The sequence below is a fragment of the Niallia alba genome, assembly GCF_012933555.1.
In the GTDB taxonomy this organism is placed as follows: domain Bacteria; phylum Bacillota; class Bacilli; order Bacillales; family Cytobacillaceae; genus Niallia; species Niallia alba.
In genome coordinates this window covers 375,863-394,309 of sequence record NZ_JABBPK010000001.1, presented here as the reverse complement: position 1 = coordinate 394,309, position 18,447 = coordinate 375,863, and the positions used below count along the sequence as shown (strand labels likewise).

The 18,447-nt window shown below is 36.0% G+C and carries 18 protein-coding genes; 4 read left to right on the top strand and 14 right to left on the bottom strand.

Annotated features, from left to right (window positions below):
* Nucleotides 1-5: 5 nt before the first annotated feature.
* The 10 genes from HHU08_RS02080 to HHU08_RS02035 form a co-directional block, all read right to left on the bottom strand.
* Entirely contained in the window at nt 6-1,445 is a 1,440-nt protein-coding gene (locus tag HHU08_RS02080) for an O-antigen ligase family protein (protein ID WP_169187706.1), read from the bottom strand.
* Nucleotides 1,446-1,475: 30 nt separating this feature from the next.
* The gene (locus tag HHU08_RS02075) at nt 1,476-2,405 is read right to left on the bottom strand and encodes an NAD-dependent epimerase/dehydratase family protein (RefSeq protein ID WP_169187705.1); all 930 of its coding nucleotides are present in this window, start codon (nt 2,403-2,405) and stop codon (nt 1,476-1,478) included.
* Nucleotides 2,402-3,631, bottom strand: a complete 1,230-nt coding sequence (gene tuaC / locus HHU08_RS02070; protein WP_169187704.1) for a teichuronic acid biosynthesis protein TuaC — start codon at nt 3,629-3,631, stop codon at nt 2,402-2,404. Before tuaC ends, HHU08_RS02075 begins: the two co-directional genes overlap by 4 nt.
* Before the next feature lie 35 nt (nt 3,632-3,666).
* Entirely contained in the window at nt 3,667-5,109 is a 1,443-nt protein-coding gene (gene tuaB / locus HHU08_RS02065; RefSeq protein ID WP_169187703.1) for a teichuronic acid biosynthesis protein TuaB, read from the bottom strand.
* Complete coding sequence (locus HHU08_RS02060; RefSeq protein WP_169187702.1) at nt 5,110-5,769, bottom strand: sugar transferase; 660 nt, start codon at nt 5,767-5,769, stop codon at nt 5,110-5,112.
* Between the two features lie 945 nt (nt 5,770-6,714).
* A complete protein-coding gene (locus tag HHU08_RS02055; RefSeq protein WP_101729074.1) occupies nt 6,715-7,509 on the bottom strand; it encodes an energy-coupling factor transporter transmembrane component T family protein in 795 nt (264 codons plus the stop codon).
* A complete protein-coding gene (locus tag HHU08_RS02050) occupies nt 7,506-8,363 on the bottom strand; it encodes an energy-coupling factor transporter ATPase (protein WP_169189589.1) in 858 nt (285 codons plus the stop codon). The genes HHU08_RS02055 and HHU08_RS02050 overlap by 4 nt, the downstream gene beginning before the upstream one ends.
* On the bottom strand, nt 8,348-9,151 hold the full coding sequence (locus tag HHU08_RS02045) for an energy-coupling factor transporter ATPase (RefSeq protein WP_169187701.1): 804 nt from the start codon (nt 9,149-9,151) through the stop codon (nt 8,348-8,350). The genes HHU08_RS02050 and HHU08_RS02045 overlap by 16 nt, the downstream gene beginning before the upstream one ends.
* 53 nt (nt 9,152-9,204) lie before the next feature.
* Entirely contained in the window at nt 9,205-10,146 is a 942-nt protein-coding gene (menA, locus tag HHU08_RS02040) for a 1,4-dihydroxy-2-naphthoate polyprenyltransferase (RefSeq protein WP_169187700.1), read from the bottom strand.
* Nucleotides 10,147-10,170: 24 nt separating this feature from the next.
* Nucleotides 10,171-11,217 carry an FAD:protein FMN transferase gene (locus tag HHU08_RS02035; protein WP_169187699.1) on the bottom strand — a complete coding sequence of 349 codons (1,047 nt, stop codon included), beginning with the start codon at nt 11,215-11,217 and terminating at the stop codon, nt 10,171-10,173.
* A 410-nt stretch (nt 11,218-11,627) separates the two neighbouring features.
* Between HHU08_RS02035 and HHU08_RS02030 the strand changes: the two genes are divergently transcribed.
* The 3 genes from HHU08_RS02030 (at nt 11,628) to HHU08_RS02020 (ending at nt 15,367) form a co-directional block, all read left to right on the top strand.
* Nucleotides 11,628-13,499, top strand: a complete 1,872-nt coding sequence (locus HHU08_RS02030) for an FAD-dependent oxidoreductase (RefSeq protein WP_016201337.1) — start codon at nt 11,628-11,630, stop codon at nt 13,497-13,499.
* 332 nt (nt 13,500-13,831) lie between these two features.
* Nucleotides 13,832-14,383, top strand: coding sequence for a Gx transporter family protein (locus tag HHU08_RS02025; RefSeq protein WP_169187698.1), 552 nt, complete (start codon nt 13,832-13,834; stop codon nt 14,381-14,383).
* 3 nt (nt 14,384-14,386) lie between these two features.
* Entirely contained in the window at nt 14,387-15,367 is a 981-nt protein-coding gene (locus HHU08_RS02020) for a polyprenyl synthetase family protein (RefSeq protein WP_101729077.1), read from the top strand.
* Nucleotides 15,368-15,437: 70 nt separating this feature from the next.
* Here HHU08_RS02020 and HHU08_RS02015 read toward each other — a convergent pair whose 3' ends face one another.
* The 4 genes from HHU08_RS02015 to HHU08_RS02000 all read right to left on the bottom strand — a co-directional run bounded on the left by HHU08_RS02015 (nt 15,438) and on the right by HHU08_RS02000 (nt 17,041).
* The gene (locus tag HHU08_RS02015) at nt 15,438-15,677 is read right to left on the bottom strand and encodes a hypothetical protein (RefSeq protein WP_016201340.1); all 240 of its coding nucleotides are present in this window, start codon (nt 15,675-15,677) and stop codon (nt 15,438-15,440) included.
* The gene (locus HHU08_RS02010; RefSeq protein WP_016201341.1) at nt 15,674-15,838 is read right to left on the bottom strand and encodes a YvrJ family protein; all 165 of its coding nucleotides are present in this window, start codon (nt 15,836-15,838) and stop codon (nt 15,674-15,676) included. The genes HHU08_RS02015 and HHU08_RS02010 overlap by 4 nt, the downstream gene beginning before the upstream one ends.
* Complete coding sequence (locus HHU08_RS02005; protein ID WP_169187697.1) at nt 15,795-16,442, bottom strand: sigma-70 family RNA polymerase sigma factor; 648 nt, start codon at nt 16,440-16,442, stop codon at nt 15,795-15,797. Before HHU08_RS02005 ends, HHU08_RS02010 begins: the two co-directional genes overlap by 44 nt.
* 161 nt (nt 16,443-16,603) lie before the next feature.
* On the bottom strand, nt 16,604-17,041 hold the full coding sequence (locus HHU08_RS02000) for a hypothetical protein (RefSeq protein ID WP_169187696.1): 438 nt from the start codon (nt 17,039-17,041) through the stop codon (nt 16,604-16,606).
* A 432-nt stretch (nt 17,042-17,473) separates the two neighbouring features.
* On the opposite strand from HHU08_RS02000, the gene HHU08_RS01995 reads away from it, so the two are divergent.
* Complete coding sequence (locus tag HHU08_RS01995) at nt 17,474-18,364, top strand: dihydrodipicolinate synthase family protein (RefSeq protein WP_101729078.1); 891 nt, start codon at nt 17,474-17,476, stop codon at nt 18,362-18,364.
* Nucleotides 18,365-18,447: the final 83 nt, after the last annotated feature.

The window sequence follows — 18,447 nt, the reverse complement described above, 5'->3', positions numbered from 1 at the left end:
GAAAGTTAAAATTCTAGCTTTCTATTTTTATAAACAGACAGTGTAGATAAAATAAACCCTAGAAAAACCCAATGAAAATATAAATTCATCACTGAACTTGGACTAATACTAGAAATAAGGAAAGACACCATTCCGACCATACATGCTTCTAACAGCATTTTATCTGTCCGACTGCTTACTTTTTCGTATATTCGATAGAAGGCGAACCATGCATAAATCAGCATAATGACGTAGCCAAGTAAAGTCACTAAACCAAAGTTGCCGGCAATTTCTGCAAACCAATTATGCACTTGATAGACATTTCCTGTTGAAAAATAGCTTTTATGCTCTAAATAATAAGGGATATTGCCCGCTCCTATCCCAAATCCATAAGAGTCTAGTAAATAAGAGAATGTGTTTCTTAACAGATTGATTCTCGCTAAATTCGATGGTAGTACTTCATTAAGCTCATATTGTTCGGCTGACTCAATAAGATTCTGCACCTTAACTATTCCTCTATTAGCAACGAAGAGACCTCCTAGTAATACTAATCCGCAAATAACTTGTAAGGTTAACCTCTTCCATCTCTTTGGAATCAACAGGAACAGATAAACCAGTCCTCCTCCTACTAACGCAAGTAGTGCAGCGCGTGACTCTGTTAAATAAATAAGAAGAACAACCAGCATACTAAAAATAAGCATGCACCCTTTAAGCATGGTTCTCTTAGCATTTTTGCCAACGGCCACAAAGAAGAAAAAAGAGATTCCGAGATATACAGCAAAATCATTTTGATTAAAAAAAACAGCTGTCGGATAAGACAATTTATAGCTTGAAGCCCCATACAGCCCAGAACTAGGCAACTGAATAGAAAAGCAATAATTCACAAACCCTATCCCTACTAACAAAACAGTCATTCCAAGCCAGCCAGCTAAGAAATATTGTAACTGTCGCCTTGTTTTAAATGTCCTATTTGCTAAATAGACGAACGCTATTCCCATAACCAATAAGGACATATATTTAAGTGAAGCCATAATGGAGACAGACCAAAGAACAGAAATGACTCCATAAAGAATCCATCCACCAAAAAACAGCCAAATAAATGGTATCCTACTGTTATAAAAGTCCTCTATCACTCTTTTTCTGTACAAAGCAGTACTTATATACAACACAATTGCCAATATTAACAATATTCTGTACAAAAAAATCGAAAAGGGACCTATATTAATACTAATGATTGACTGGTTAAGAAAAGTAGAAAGCAGCAAGGCATACATGACATTTTTAAATAATTGATCAAGTGTAATGATTGACTTCAAATAAATACCTATTTGAATGACAACCCATATACACACGATAGGAAGTATCCAAGTTAATTTATATATCGTTGTCAAATATAAAATGGTAAGACAAGTGATAAATATAACAGCGAATCCTATTGTTTTGCTTACTGTACGATTATTTCCCAACTTCTACAATCCTTCCTCCCGATCTTATGATTACTTTTGTAAAACTTTTTTAGATGAGAAAAGGGTTTGTCTTAATCCATTTTCTAGATCTATTTTGGGCTTCCAATTCAATTGCGACATTGTCTGTTCATTACAAAGAATACTATGCAGAATATCGCCTTCTCTTTCAGCCTTATATATTGGCTCAATTGACACATTCCCAATGGAACCCATCTTTTCCCAAAGCTGATTGATTGAAATTTTATCGTTAGATGAAATATTTACACAAAGATTTTCTTGTTGCTTTAATGCTTGAACATTTGCACTCGCTACATCCTTGACATAAATGAAGTCCCTTGTTTGTTCACCAGATCCATAAATGATAGGTGTCTTATTTTCCAAAATCCGATCTGCAAAAATAGAGATAACTCCTCCTTCGCCTTTCCCATCCTGTCTTGGTCCATAGACATTGCTATACCTCAAAATCCCATAGGACAACCCATAAAACTTATAGGCCAGTTTTAGATATTTTTCAACTGTCAATTTTGTTAATCCATACGGTGATTCCGGTAAAGTTGGATGATCGATTTTAACAGGAAGCTGCTCTGGATTGCCATATACAGCGGCAGAGGAAGCAAATAGTATTTTCTCCACAGAGGCACAAATAGCTGCTTTGATCACATGCAAAGATCCTTTTACATTTACATTTTCATCATGCAATATATTCTGAACCGAATCTGCCACACTCACTTGTGCTGCTTGGTGAATAATAAACGAAGGTTTTAAGTTAGAAATAACATCGATTACTTTTGGATCCGTTATATCAAACGGGCAAATTTTGATAGGTAAATCTTTAATATTTTCAAATTTCCCTGATGAAAAATTATCTATTACGACTACTTCATATCCCTCTGCCAACAGACCCTCTACAATATGTGATCCGATAAAACCTGCTCCACCTGTAACTAGAACCTTGCTCATTTCGCTTCCTCCCAAGAGTGATTTATTTCATAAGTAGAATCGATAAATATACTGGCTACTTCCTGATACTTCTCTACCAGTTTTTTTGCATTATCAACTGCAGAGTAATTCTCCTGAACACGCTGATATAATTGTTCCGTTATTTCTTCATAGAAAGGTAGGTCAGCTGCTAGTTCTTTTACCTTTGTCACAATTTGCTGTACGGATCGAGGCTCCATTAATAGATGGTTATATTCACCAAATAAATCAGGTATCCCACCTACATTTGTACTAATAATTGGTATTTTTAAAGCCATAGCCTCGATAACTACAGTAGGCAGTCCTTCCGAATAGGATGGTAAAATAAAAATATCGCTTGCCAATAAATAGTCTCGCACCTTTTCATTAGAAATTTGCCCGACTAAGAATAATCGTTCCTTATACATTTTGTGTTTTTTTAATTTTTCTTTTTCAGGTCCATCTCCTACATAAACAGCTACATATTCTTCTGGAAGATAGGGCAACGCTTCTGCTAATTCAAAAATTCCTTTTTCTTTGACAAGACGTCCAACATAGAGAATGATTTTTTTATTGTTAGGTAACGCTAGCTCCTCTTTATGCTTTGCTTTCAAAATCTTTGCTTGCGCTAGATTAAATTTTGATAGGTCAATTCCTATTGGTAATGGAGTACAAATTCTCCCCGTTTTCAACTCCGCTGCCTCAGCAAGGTGTTCGCCTACAGCCATGACATTATCTGCGGATTTGACTGTTTTTTGAAAAATTCGCTCTGCACTCCAGCTAAAGGACGGATAAATATGAACATCACTCCCATGTAATGTGAGTAGCCACGGCTTCTTATATTTGGAAGCAACAATTCTTGCAGCTCCTCCTGATGGCATCGCAAAATGCGCATGGATTAAATCGCAGTCTATATTTTCTTTCTTCAAGGTTTCAAGGATGCTCCCTGCGATTCGTTTATCTGGCTGAAACCAGCGTAATTGACCAGGAGTTGCTCTGTACACTGGTCTATAAACTTTTACTCCATCCCTTTCCTCCATAAAAGGAATTCTTTTTTTTCGATATTTTCTCTTCCATAATCTAAAAATGGAAGCATTTAATGGGATGGGATTAATGACTGTTACCTCTACTCCTAAAGAAGATAGTGCTCTTACCTGTGTTTCATGAAACACCCCATTTCCAGGATTATCTGCACTAGGGTACACACTGGTTATCCACAATACTTTCATGATACACATCCTTCTTTCTTTAGGCTTATCCCCAATTATAGATACTCTTCTCGAACCTCAAGCTTTTTCAATACATGTAGTAACAATAAATAGCTTATCCCACTTACTAACACAGGCCATATAAACGCCCAAACCAAATTATTATAAATAGAAATCATTTGATCTTTTAATAGTAAGGCAATCCCACTGCTAACTCCTGCAAGAATAAATGGTAGCAACAATACTTTTACATAACTTTTCAGTTGGAGCCCTATCATTCTAGTTAATAGCATTCTTCCACCAATAAAATTAAGAATGCTTACCCCTACATATGCCCATGCCACTATTTCTAACTGATTACTCCGCACTGCGGCTAACAATGCTGCTCCGTAGCAAACCAGTACTCCTAAATCCCAATAAAATGCAATATTTGCCTTTCCCTTTGCTAAGATAATGCTGCCATTTGGATTCATAAGGACTCTTAATATTCCAACGATAATCATAATTTGTAAAATTGGAATGGCCTCGATCCATTGCTCTCCAAAAAATAAGGGGATAACCAAATCTGATACGGAATACAGACCTAATAATAACGGAAAAGAAACGATCGCTAATAATTGGGTCATGTGTAAATAACCTGTTTCTAATGCCTGATTATTATTTTTATCTTTCGCAAACACTGGAAACGCCACTCTCGTTATAATAGGATTTAACTTAAGAACTGGAATGGTCACTATTTGATAGACTAAATTATAGAGGCCTAATGCCTCCATCCCAATAAATCTCCCAATTAACAACATATCGATATTACTGCCTAGACGATTTACCAGTCTTGATAAAAGCTGATATATACCAAAAGAAAAAAATTCTTTACAGTCTTTTATATCTAACACAAAGCTTGGTTTCCACTTTGGAAGATAACAAATATAATAAAGAATTCCTTTCAGAGAATAGAGAGAAACCTGTGACCATACATACACATTTACTGGATTTTGTTTCGTCAAAAATAATAAGCCGATTAATAGACTAAAGCTAAAAATAGTTGATATTGTTTCTACTTTTCCTAATAGTTGAAAAGATAAGTCGCGCTGCATTAAATACTGTGATTGCTGACCGATTGGGGCAATCAAGAATAAGATCGATAAGAGACGAATTTTCCCCTCTAGCTCTTTCGTTTGAAAATAATCTGCAATAATAGGACTAGCTGCCTGCATAAAGAGACAGATAAGAATTCCTAGAAGAATATTTATCCAAAACAACGTAGACAATTGCCTAGCTGTTGCATGATGTTTCTGTATAACAGCTGCACCTAATCCTAACTCTACAAAAATTTGGGCAAAGATAGTAATCGTCGTTAACATTCCTATCATGCCAAATTCCTTTGCGCTCATTAAATTTCCCAGTATGATGAACTGTCCAATCTGCAATAAAGTAATGACTAATGTTGATATACTGGTCCACTTTGCTCCACTGTTAATTTGGCTCTTAATGGAGTCCAATTACCTTGCACCTTCTCCTGTTAACACTACCTTTATTGTCTTTAGTAAAATTTTCATTTCTAAAAAAAATGTTACGTTATTAATATATTGAAGATCGTATTTTAACTTTTCCTTTGGTGTAATATCATAGCCCCCATTTACCTGTGCTAATCCTGTTAATCCAGGTTTCACAAGCAGCCTGTTAGAGAACCCTTTTATTTCTTTGCTGAATTGCGCCGTAAAAGATGGTCTCTCTGGTCTAGGTCCTATAATGGACATATCACCTTTCAAAACAGAAAATAATTGTGGTAACTCGTCAATTCTTGTTTTTCTAATAAATGCACCTATTTTCGTAATACGTGGATCATTTACCTCTGCCCATTTTTCACCATCTTTTTCTGCATCTATTCTCATCGAACGCATTTTAATCAAATTAAAGCATTTGCCATTCTTTCCAACCCTGCTTTGAACATAGAAAGGGGAACCTGGCGAGTCTATGCGTATAAGAACAGCAAACAATAAAATCAACGGGAGAGTAATGACAATACCGATACTTGCTATAAAGAGATCCATCGTTCTTTTAATAAATGGATAAAAGGAACCTTTTTTAGAAGACTTAAGGTTATTTGCTTGTACAATTGATATCTCTTTTAAAATATGGATACTCCTGTTAGCCTGCATTTTTTTCACCTCAAAGTTTTATCTATCTGAGCTATGTACAAAATTAGTATATGGTTCCAATGTTAATAAATCGTTGAATCTATTTTAAGGAATGGTAAATGATTGTAAATTTCCCGTCTATTTTGGTATATATTGATGTGTTATTAGTTGGATTGGAAGATTTAACGAAATACAGAAGCATTGCTTGAGGTGGTGAAAATGGGGGAGTGAGTGGAAAAAGGACATCTTATAAAATGTAGATGGTTCGTCGATTACCTTCTTGGCTTCCTTTTTGGGTAAAAGTAGGGCACTGAAAAACTAGCTAGTTAATGATGATGGGCAATAGCCACTTTTTAAACATAAGATGATCGATTTGTTTACGAGGCTTGGCGCTACATTCCTGCGGTGTCTCGGACTTTCTCGCAGCTCCATAGGAGTCGAGCGGACGCCTCTCCAAACCAACCTTATTTTCACTTTCAAATATGCTTGCTCTTCATTTCGCACGAAAAAAAGACTTTTTCAGTGGCTTCGGGTAAAAGGGGTTTGAGACGAGCCTCTCTGTTACCCTTTCGCTCTTTTCCTCTTGCTCTCGGTCACAGAGGAAGCCTCTCTGTTACCTTTTCCTGCTAATTCTCTTGCTTACGGTTACTGAGGGCGCCCCTCTATTACCTTTTCCTGCTAATTCTCCTGCTCTCGGTCACTGAGGGAGCTTCTCTATTACCTTTTCCTAATTCTCTTGCTCTCGGTCACAGAGGCGCTTCTCTGTTACCTTTTCCTGCTCTTGCTCTTGGGCACAGAAGATACCTCTCTATTACCTTCCCAGCCTTCTTGATAATAAGGCCTTTGAGACGGGTTCACTTTCCCCATCCCTGCCTCCTCTCATTGAAAAAAGATTTTAACCTATAAATGAAAATAAGATTGCCTACCACCCTTCATCGGTTAATAGACAATCCTTACTCAATTTCGTTATCCTCTTAATAATACAGTGACCACTCCAATGAAAAATACCCCGCATAAACACCATGTATCTTGTTTCTTCCAATATACTCTTCTAAATGTAGATCGTTTTATTCCAGAATTGTATCCTTTAACGTCCATCATATTAGCCATATCCTCTGCTCTATTCAAAGAGCTCGCAAATAAAGGAAGAAAAATGGGGACTAATGTTTTCATTTGCTGGAATAAGGATCCCTCTCCAAACTCTGTCCCTCTTGCTCTTTGGGCATCCATCACCTTTTGTGTTTCATCTAGTAAATTAGGAATGAAGCGTAAGGAGATGGATAACATGATGCTAATATCATCTACAGGAACCTTTACTAAACGCAATGGAGTTAATAGTTTATTTATCCCATCCGTCAAATCAATTGGTTTGGTTGTTAATGTTAAAACCGTTGATAAAAATACAATCATGACAAAACGACTGAAAATAAATACTCCATTTATTAAACCATACTCTGAAATCGTAATTGGTCCCCATTCTACATATACATTACTGCCAGAAGTAAATAACACCTGTAACATTACTGTAAATAGAATGAGCCATATCATTGGTTTTACTCCCCGCACATAAGTATGAAAAGGAACTTGTGATAAGTGCATGATAAACAGAGTAATTAACCATAAAAACAAGTAGGCTAGCCAATTATTTGCTATAAATAGCATAGCTATAAGTAAAACGACTGAAATCATCTTTGCCCGAGCATCTAGTTGATGAAGCCATGATTCCCCTGGGAAATACCTTCCTAAAATTAATTTATTCATACTAATCCCACCGCAACCAAAGCATCTGCTAGTTCTTCCAACGTTAAACACACATTTGGTAGTTTTATTCCTGTTTCCTGTTCAATCCTTCTTTGATAATGTCGAGCCTGCGGTATTTCTAGCCCCCAACTCTCCAATAACTCTGTATCTGAAAAGATCTTTTTGGTTTTTTCATATTTTAAAATTTTTCCTTGATCCATTAAAATAACTCGATCTGCGTATAAAGCTACATCCTCCATATCATGCGTCACTAGAATGGTCGTTAAACCTTCTTGTTGATGCCAAGTAGAAATAAGAGACATTATCTCCTTTTTACCTTGCGGATCCAAGCCTGCACCTGGTTCGTCTAAGACAAGCACAGATGGCTCCATTGCTAGAATCCCCGCAATCGCTACTCTTCTTTTTTGCCCACCAGATAAGGAAAACGGTGATTTCGATAAAATAGACGGCTCTAAACCAACTAGGTCTATTACCTTTTTTGCCTTTTCTTTCGCTTCTTCTAATGGAACACCAAAATTAAGCGGTCCAAAGCAAATGTCCTTTTCGACTGTTTCAGCAAATAATTGGGACTCTGGAAATTGAAAAACCATCCCTACTTGTTTTCGTATCTTTCGGATAGCGTCTTTTTGGTTAGAAGACTTGATTACTGTATTCCCTACACGAATACTTCCTGTTGATGGTAGAAGCAAACCATTTAATGTCTTAAGTAAACTGGATTTCCCAGCACCCGTTCTCCCAATGAGCGCTGTAAAAGTTCCTGATTCAATTGTAAGATTTACGGAATTTAATACGTTTGGTTTGCGGATTGGTCCGATTTGATAATTTGCGGATACATCCTTTAATTCGATTTGCATATCCATAGCACCATTTCTTCTTCTGTCATGTATTTATCTGGAACCTTACGTTTTCTACTTTTCAATGCTTCTCTCAGTTTCTCTGCAAACGGCTTTTCTAGTGTTGAATCTGAAAAGAAGAGCTGTGAGGGGCTATCTACTGTTTTAATTCTCCCTCGCTCCATGACCATCACTTTGTCAGCATGTGCTGCTTCCTCCATGTCATGAGTAATAGATAGAATCGTCATTCCCTTGTTTGTTAATTTACGTATCGTAGCCATTAATTCCTTGCGGCTTCTTGGATCTAACATAACAAAGGCTTCATCCAATATGAGTACCTTTGGCTCTAATGCTAGCATTCCTGCAATCGCAACTCTTTGTTTTTGGCCGCCTGATAATTGAGAAGGATCGGCCATACGATAATCGAGCATATCTACATCTAATAATGCTTTATCCACTCTTTCTCGCATTTCTTCATAAGACATATTTATATTTTCCAGTCCGAAAGCAACATCATCTTCTACCGTTGTTCCAATAAATTGATTTTCTGGATTTTGAAAAATAATCCCAATATGCTCAAAACTTTGCTCTTTCTTTGTAACCGATCCATTCAACTTAATTTTTCCTTCATCTAATTGAAGCAATCCAACAAGCAAATTCGCTAAAGTTGATTTACCACTGCCATTATGGCCAATAAGCGCCGTCCATTCTCCCTCTCTTAACTGAAAGGAAACGTCCATTACATTGCCTCTATCCTGCCTTTTGTCATATCGAAAGCTTAATCCTTTCACTTCTAAAACAATTCCCAAACCAATCCCCCCTTATGGGAAAAGCACCAGTGTTTTGCTTATCCGTTATATTTTTATCTAATAATGAAAGACATCGCTAACGATACTACTAGAAATCCATTAACGATAATTAAATTTTTGACTGCTAAACTAAATGTTTTTGATTTAACTTGGATTTGGTTAAAAATCCGAATATGCTTATATACTGGTAATATCGCTATTAAACTAATTAATGCAATAGCTGGTAGTAGATGGAGAAATACACAGATCAGTATCGCAACAAAGGATCCAGCATAAAGGCCATTATATAACCATAAAGAATATTTCTTTCCTAAATAAAATGGTAAAGTGAAACGATGGTTCTTTATATCGTCTTCCACATCACAAATATTATTTGCCAGCATTAGGTTTGCAATCGTAAACATACACGGTAAGGATACAATGATAATTTCTATTATTTTTATAATGTTCACTTGCAGCATAATCATTTCCTGTTCCCATACTAATGATGCAATACCATAATCAAATGCGTTTACATACACTGTTAGAAAGACGATTCCAACTCCCATTGTTACGCCAGAAAATAATTCTCCTAAAGGCATTCTTGATAAAGGAATTGGTCCAAAGGTATACAAGATGCCAATACAAAAACATATAAAACCAATCAAAAGCACCAATAATCCCGTTTCCACTGTGAGCCAAACGCCTAATCCCGTCGCTGTTAAAAAGAGTGTTAAAATCGTTGCGATAACCGTACTTTCTTTTATTCCCTCTTGCCCAATCACGTTTTTTTCTTTCCTGTATTCATCACTATTTGCTTTTCGATAATCCATATAATTATTAATGGCTGTTGTTGTTAAATCAAAGATTAACATGGAGCTAAAAAATATAAGCGTGTTTTTCCAATGGAGTGCTTCATAACGGTATAATACGAATAATATTCCGATAAAAAATGGGAATATACTAGCTATTTTTGTTTGTATTTCTACTAACTTTAAAAATGAACGAATCGACATTCCTAATGACCCCTTTCTTCCTTATTAATTTGCTAATTTAAATTTCTCATTCGTTAATGTAAATTTACCTTTTAGTCCTGATGTTAAGTAAACTTCTTTATCTTTGGTTACAAAAATGGCTTCCATTCCATCCATTTGTTCTACTGCTTTTAACCCTTCTTCTACCCCTTTTATAAATATTGTTGTAGAGTATCCGTCTCCATCGAATGACTTATCGGAAACAATCGTTATACCAGCAACATCATTATTGACAGAGTAGCCAGTTTTGGGACTAAGAATATGGTGGTATTTCACTCCATCTACCTCTAAATACCGTTCATATATCCCAGATGTAACAATAGAAGTATTGCTTTCTTCCATTTTCCCTACCATTTCGCCCCTATCGGAAAAAGGATCCTGAACCCCAACTTCCCAAGGTTTTCCGGAAGGATTCATTCCTTTTACATAAATGTTTCCGCCTAAATCAACAATGGCAGATTTCACACCATTATCGTTTAATACTTTAACAACTTCGTCTGTTATAAACCCTTTTGCTATTCCTCCTAAATCCAACATCATTCCTTGTTCCGGCAAATATATTGTTTGGTTTTCTTCATTTAATTCTATCTTTGAATAGTTAATAAAAGGGAGAACGGCATCAATTTCTGATTGCGTTGGCTTTTTCTCATCTGGAAATCCAATATGCCACAAATTAGTTAACGGACCAATTGTTATATCAAAGTCCCCTCCTGAGTAACCACTATATTCTTTTCCTGCTTTCACTAAACGGTAGATATCATCTGGTACTTGAAGTGGCTTACGACCAGCATTTTCATTTATTTCATCCACAATAGAGCCCTCTTCGTTCACCGTGATTTGGCTTGCTAATAACTCTATTCGATCAAACACTTGATCTAATACGGCTTCCTTGTCCTTATCATAGATTTTAATCGTAACTACTGTTCCCATTAAAAATTCCGTTCTTTTATATGGGGTACTAGTTACTCCTGCATCAGATTCCTTTTGCTTGCCACAGCCTACTAATAAAAGGAGGGAAAGAAAAAGGATCACCGCCATTTTAAATTTATTCATTCAAATCATCCCTTCTATGAATATCACATTATGGTTGTTTTATTTTTTTCTATAATCCATATAATTTGTTATTATTTTCACAATGTGAATTTTTTCACATTTATAACACCGTCATTTTATCATTGCTTTCTGCCACTGTCTATCGACTTTTTAGTGGACAAAAGCCTATAAAACAGCCGATTTACGGATTAACCATTGTCTTAATAGTGTTTATCAGCACCTTCTTAAAATATGGAGAATTTATGACAAAAATACTCTGTTTATAAATGTTTCGAAAATGTGAACAATCGAAATTTTAAATTGTATACATTCTATGAAGTCCATAGACAGATATAAACCACATTGTTATATTAGTATTGTTCAAAACTTCACAAAAAAGTAATTAACTATTATGGGAGTGAATAGGAAGAATGGACAAAAAAAATATTGTCATAATCGGAGCAGGTTATGCAGGCGTTCATGCCGCAAAAAAACTTGCTAAAAAGTATAAAAAAGATGATTCAGTTTCCATTACACTTATAGATAGACATTCCTATCATACAATGATGACTGAATTACATGAGGTTGCTGCACATAGAGTAGAGCCGGATGCTATTCAATTTGATTTACGCCGTTTATTTAATCGCACAAAGGTTAAATTAGTTACAGACAACGTTAAGCATGTTGATTATCAAAGCAAAGTAGTTACAACAGAGCACGGTCAATTTTCTTTTGATTATCTAATCTTAGGAATGGGTGGCGAACCAAATGATTTTGGAACACCTGGAGTACAAGAAAATGGCTTTACCCTTTGGTCTTGGGAAGATGCTGTTAGATTAAGAGAACATATTGAAAAGATCGTTCGTAAAGCGGCTACTGTTCACGATGAAGCTACAAGAAAAGCCATGCTGACCTTTACTGTCTGTGGTTCTGGGTTCACGGGAATCGAAATGGTTGGGGAACTTATTGAATGGAAAGAACGATTAGCGAAAGACTATAAACTAGATGCAGATGATATTACTTTATATGTTGTAGAAGCTGCTCCTACTATATTAAATATGCTAGAACGCAGAGATGCTGATAAAGCAGAAAGCTATATGGTGAAGCAAGGAGTTAAAATCTTAAAAAGCGCTCCAATTGTTGAAGTCAAAGAAGATGCTATCGTACTAAAATCCGGCGAAGAGCTACCGACTTATACACTTATTTGGACAGCGGGTGTTCGCGCAAACTCTGATACAAAAGATTACGGCATGTCAGCTGGAAGAGCAGGTCGCTTAAAAGTAAATGCTCATATGGAATCTGAAGACTATAAAGATGTTTATGTAGTTGGTGACTTAGCATATTTTGAAGAAGAGCCTGGAAAGCCTACTCCACAAATTGTTGAGGCTGCTGAACAAACTGCTATGACTGCAGCTAAAAATATTATTGCAGAAATTAGCGGTGGTGAAAAGGAAGAATATGTAGGAAAGTACCATGGTGTTATGGTTTCCATCGGAGCAAGATACGGTGTTGCTAATTTAAGTGGTGTTCATCTAAGCGGTTGGTTTGCAAACTTCATGAAGCATATGGTTAATCTATATTATTTCTTTGGTATCAGAAGTGGCTATTATATGTACCAATATGTAATGCATGAGTTTTTCCATACAAAAGATAAGCGTAATATCTTCCGCGATTTCTTAACACGCTATGGCAATGTCCTTTGGAGCTTACCTTTACGCGTATTTGTTGCAGGTTTCTGGATAATAGAAGCATGTGCGAAGCTATGGGGAGAATCAACATGGAAAGATTCTATTTCCAGCTGGTCAAAGGTTCCAAACCTATTCAATGGTCTTGGTGAAGATTCTTGGTTAACTGCTACAAGTGTTAAAATGCCTTTTGAATGGTTACAAACTGCTACAAGTGGTGCTAGTGAAGCGGCAACTTCTACTGATTTTGCAACACCAATTTTAAGTAAAATGCCATTCTGGTTTGAGTGGATTATGAAAATCATGCTTCCAACACCAGAAGTTGCGCTATTTATGCAAAAAATGATGATCTTTATTGAGTTAGCAATCGGATTAGCAATTCTTGCAGGTTTATTCACATGGTTAGCAAATGCTGCAAGTGCTGCATTCTTAGTAATGTTCACTTTATGTGCAATGCTTGGATGGGATAAAGTATGGGCATTACCAGCATCTATCGCTTTAATGAATGGATCTGGTCGTACATTTGGATTAGACTACTGGGTTGTTCCTTTCCTTCAAAGAAAATTGGGCGACTGGTGGTACGGAAAAGAACGAGCGATATATAAAGACTATAAATAATTGACAATATGCTAGAAACATAGGGAATACAACGTTCTCCATGTTTCTAGCAATCCTTTGAATCAGTAAAGGAGAAAAAAGAATCTATTGGATTTTATTCTTTAACCGTTTTATAAACCTTAAGCTTTTAAACCAATAGGTTGCTTTCCGCGGGGAGTCTCGTATATCAGCTCCAATCAACCTGTTAACAATAGGGTAAGTTATAGAATAAAGAATCTGCAAATACCTATTCTTTTTTGTCCTGTACTGATTAATAGGTATCAGTATTTGTTTAACCTACAATCAACTTATTTATAGGAATAATTATATTCGCAAGAATGGAAGTTGAGAATATGACGAAAAATCAACGCCTTGTATATATAGCACTACTTGCATCTCAAGCAGTAATTATAAGCTTATTGGAACGGGCTATCCCTTTTCCCTTTGCATTTGCTCCAGGAGCAAAACTTGGATTAGCAAATATTATCACATGCTTGGCGTTATATACACTTTCTACAAAAGATGCCTTTAAAGTAGTCGCAATTAGACTTTGCTTGGCAACATTATTAGGAGGAACGCTTTCTACTTTTATGTATAGTGCTAGTGGAGCTCTCTTAAGCTTTATCGGCATGTGGGGTGCGAAACAACTTGGAACAAAACGAATTAGCTTAATCGGTGTAAGTACCACCGGAGCAATTCTTCATAATATTGGACAATTAGCCGTTGCAGGTTTTGTGGCACAAACATGGACTGTATTCTTATATTTACCTGTTCTATCCTTTATCGGGATCTTATCGGGAATAGCCATAGGAATACTAGCCAACTATTTAATCACACATGTAGAAAAACTACAATATTATCGAGATTTATCGGAAATAAACGAATCTAGTAATGAAAGAGGTTAGACTATGCGTGTACATCAAATGTGGGATACGTATCCAGAATTAAAAAATGACTTGTCTAAAGTACTTCAATTAATTAAAAGTAATATTCGTGTTCGTGATAAAGTAGTTGAAAAGACGATTAAGGATTTAATCTATTCCGGCGGCAAGCTACTTAGACCTGCCTACTCCCTGCTTTGTTCACAAATAGGTCCTTCAAAAGATAAAGGTCGTGCGGTTGCTGTGGCAGCGGCATTGGAAACATTGCATATGGCAACACTCATCCATGACGATGTCATTGATGAATCACCAACACGACATAACATTCCAACTATCCATGCTCATAACGGGAATAAGTTTGCCATCTATGCAGGTGACTATCTATTCTGTGTTTGTTTTACAATTTTATCTAAGCACGCAACATCTCTTTCCCATTTAGAATTCAATGCCCGCAGCATGGAAAAAATCTTAAGCGGAGAGCTAGATCAATTAAATGCTCGTTATCAATCTACTGTTACGGTTAAAAATTATTTAACAAGAATCTCCGGAAAAACAGCTCAGCTTTTTGCCGTAAGCTGCTATTCCGGCGCAATCGAGAGTGAAGCAAGCAGACCACTCGCTATGAACGCTTGGAATATGGGACATTATATTGGCATGGCTTTTCAAATAATGGATGATATTCTAGATTATAAAGGAGATTCTCAAACATTAGGAAAGCCTGTAATGGCAGATATTAAGCAAGGTCATTACAATTTGCCACTTATCTATGCAATCCAAGCAAACCCTAAAGAGCTTATCCCTCTTTTAGATAAAAAAGATGCTTTGACTGACGAGGATATGCAGCTAATTTCTGAGCTTATAACTAAATACAAAGGAGTTGAAAAAGCAGAACTCCTTGCGAAAAAGTATACGGAAAAAGCCATCAAACAACTAAGTAAATTACCTGAAGGAGATTACAAAAACCATCTTTATGAAATTACTACTAGCTTATTAAAAAGGAAGGTTTAATGTGCTCTTTACCATAATCCGAACCCAGCCATTGCAAGCCAATCGGCATGATGGGTTCGGATTTTGCTTATCAGCTCTCTTCTTTTTTATATTTATCTTTAAACTCCCAAAAGCCTGGAACACTATTTAAGTCATATTGGTAGGCAGATTGTATTAACATTATTTTTAGCTCTTGAGAAAGATCTGCCATATCATTAGGATTTGTTCTTTTCATTAATTTATTGACCTTTGGCTCAAACAGTTGAATTAATTCATTTAGTACTTCTGGATCTGCCTTGGCCCTTTTCACCATCGTGTACATATCTGTCATTTGGCATTTTCCTTTCGTTGATCTTGATCAATTTTCTTCCATTCCTTAAGAAGTTCATCCATTTTTTTGTCTAATCGAAGTAGAACAAATAATGATAAAGTTAGCGGAAAACCAAAATTACTGATCATCGTCATCCATTGAGTCATGTCTATTAATTCCATCTTCCTTCCTCCCTTTGTTCGTAAATGTAAGAATACGCTTTAAAGCTGTTTTTCTCGTTTTCGACACATATTGCTGGGACGTACTAAGTATCCGGGCAATTTCTGTATCCGATAATTTATAAAGGTAAGCATAGGTAAGAATCGTTCGTTGTGATAAGGTCAGGCCAAGAATGGCTGAATATATCGTTTCATCTGAAATATATTCCTCCATCCCAGAACGTAAATCTTCTTTCTCCACTATCCATTCCATTTCTGCCTCCCTATCATTTAGAGGCATGTCCCTCTCTCCTCCTTCTTCCTTTTCAGTCAGTATTAAAGGAAACCTTTTCTGATATGTCGTTACATTTTTATTAAAATTAATGGTGCTATACTCCATCGAAGAAGTGATATAAGAAATAAACCGAATAGTAAAGAAATGTTTTTTAAAGGCTTTATCCACTTTTTCCTTATTTTCCTTTGTCGGACATTCGATCGCTTTTTTTAACAGATGAACATTTACCTTTTTTTGCAAAAAACTCCTTACAATTGGATTGCTTAATAATGATTTGTTTTCCTCTAAAAACGTGGTATATGCTTCTGACTGTGAAGAACGCCATTCCTTCATATTTTAAACCTCCCAAAAGGAACATATGTTCTGTTTTTGTTGTAAAAAAAGGGACTAATCAATATTAGCCTCTTTTTGACTAGATAGGTTATTTTTACCTCCTTCTATTTATATAAAGAAAGGTTCGACGCAAAAATAACAACCACTTGTCCTAAATTCATTTAATCGTTTACAGACAACTTTATATCAAAGATAGCATTGTCTGTATTTTCTTCCAATACGACAAAAGTCCAGTTTTTTGCTACTATCTTCGTAAATTGCTGAAAAGATTCTTTCGATAAAGTTATTGTCCCGAGTATTTCTCCGCGGTCTTCATAATCTCTTCCTTCCGCTAATTGATATTTCAATAATAAAAGCCTCTTTAGTGCTCCTTTAGTTAAAAAGGTTATTTCATAATCATCTGAAATGATCGCTTTTACTCCTTCTCTATTTTCTTTATAATAGGAGAAAAGCGTTTCCCAATCCGGCAACCCATTCCCACAATTTTCAAAAAAAACAAAATCATCCGTTTCGAGGGCTTGGATAATCTCTTCTTCCATAAATCCTTTTTCTTTCACTTGTTCCAACATAATTGCAAAATTGAGTGCTACTCTAATCACTAAAATCCTACTCCCTTCGAGTTTCCTATTGATTTCATTACATGAAAAAGATAAAGTGAAACTTCCATCAGTGAGGGTTTTCCTTTATCCCCACTGATGGTTAGTTGAACCAATCGAGCCTTTAATCTCCCACCTATACCTATCGAGGGCACTGAAAAACTGGCTAGTTAATGATGATGCGCAATAGCCACTTTTTAAACATAAGATGATGGATTTGTTTTCACTTTCAAATATGCTTGCTCTTAATTTCGTACGAAAAAAAGACTTTTCAGTGGTCTCATACCTATCTTCATTGAATTCTTAAAGCTTACGATTGACTCTTACTGTCCGTTGAAAATGGGATAAATCGGTAGAAATACTTCCAGTAAACAGCTTTCTTTTGCCATTGTCTGAATAGTTTAAGTATAATCTATTTTGAAAGGAGTTAGGAGAATGATTACACAAAATCCATTTGTTCCATTTAGTGTTGCGATGGTTACCCCTTTTGATCAAAAAGAGAGGCTGTCGCTTAGTGGTATCTATTCATTAATAGATTACTATAAACAGAACCATGTCCCAGCTCTTCTTATTAGTGGTTCTACGGGAGAACAACATTCAATGACAATTGAAGAACGACAGATTCTCTATCAGGAAGCAAAGTCAGCGGGGAAGGATAGTCTTCTCCTCATTGGTGGAGTTGCTGCCGTAAGAACAACAGATGCCATACGATTAGCGGAAGCTGCTCAAAGAGAAAAATTGGATGGAATTATGCTTGGATTTCCTCCCTATTTACGTATGAGTCAGCTAGAAGCAGCAGCTTATGTGAAAAGAGTTTGTGCTGTTACTGATTTACCTATTATGCTCTATAACAATCCACCCCGGACTGGATTTAACCTAGAATTAAATACCCTATATCATTTAGTAGAGAAGTATCCTCAGATTAAAGCTTTAAAGGAGGCAGGAAATCCTAGCAATGCTCCGATAGTCAAAAGGGAGCTTGGCTCTTCCTTCTCTGTTTTAACAGGATTTGATTTACTTCTTTTGGATAATATGCGAAATGGATATGATGGAATTACTAGTATAATAGGAAATGTTTTTCCAAAAGAAATGCAACAAATTGTTGAATTGATAAAACGGGAAGAATGGGTATTCGCAGAAGAACAATTCAACAAATTACGCCCAACCGTACATACAATCTTAGAACTTGGAGCATTGCGAGCTATAAAATATGTCCTAACGGAAAACAATATAGAAGCTGGAATTTGCAGAGAGCCATTATCTCCTTTGAGTAAACAAGAAAAGAAAATAGTAATGGCTGTTTGGCAAAATCGAGAAGTACTATGAGAAAAAATGCTGACTTATTCTGAGGACACTGAAAAACTGGCTAGATAATGATGATGGGCAATAGCCACTTTTTAAATATAAGA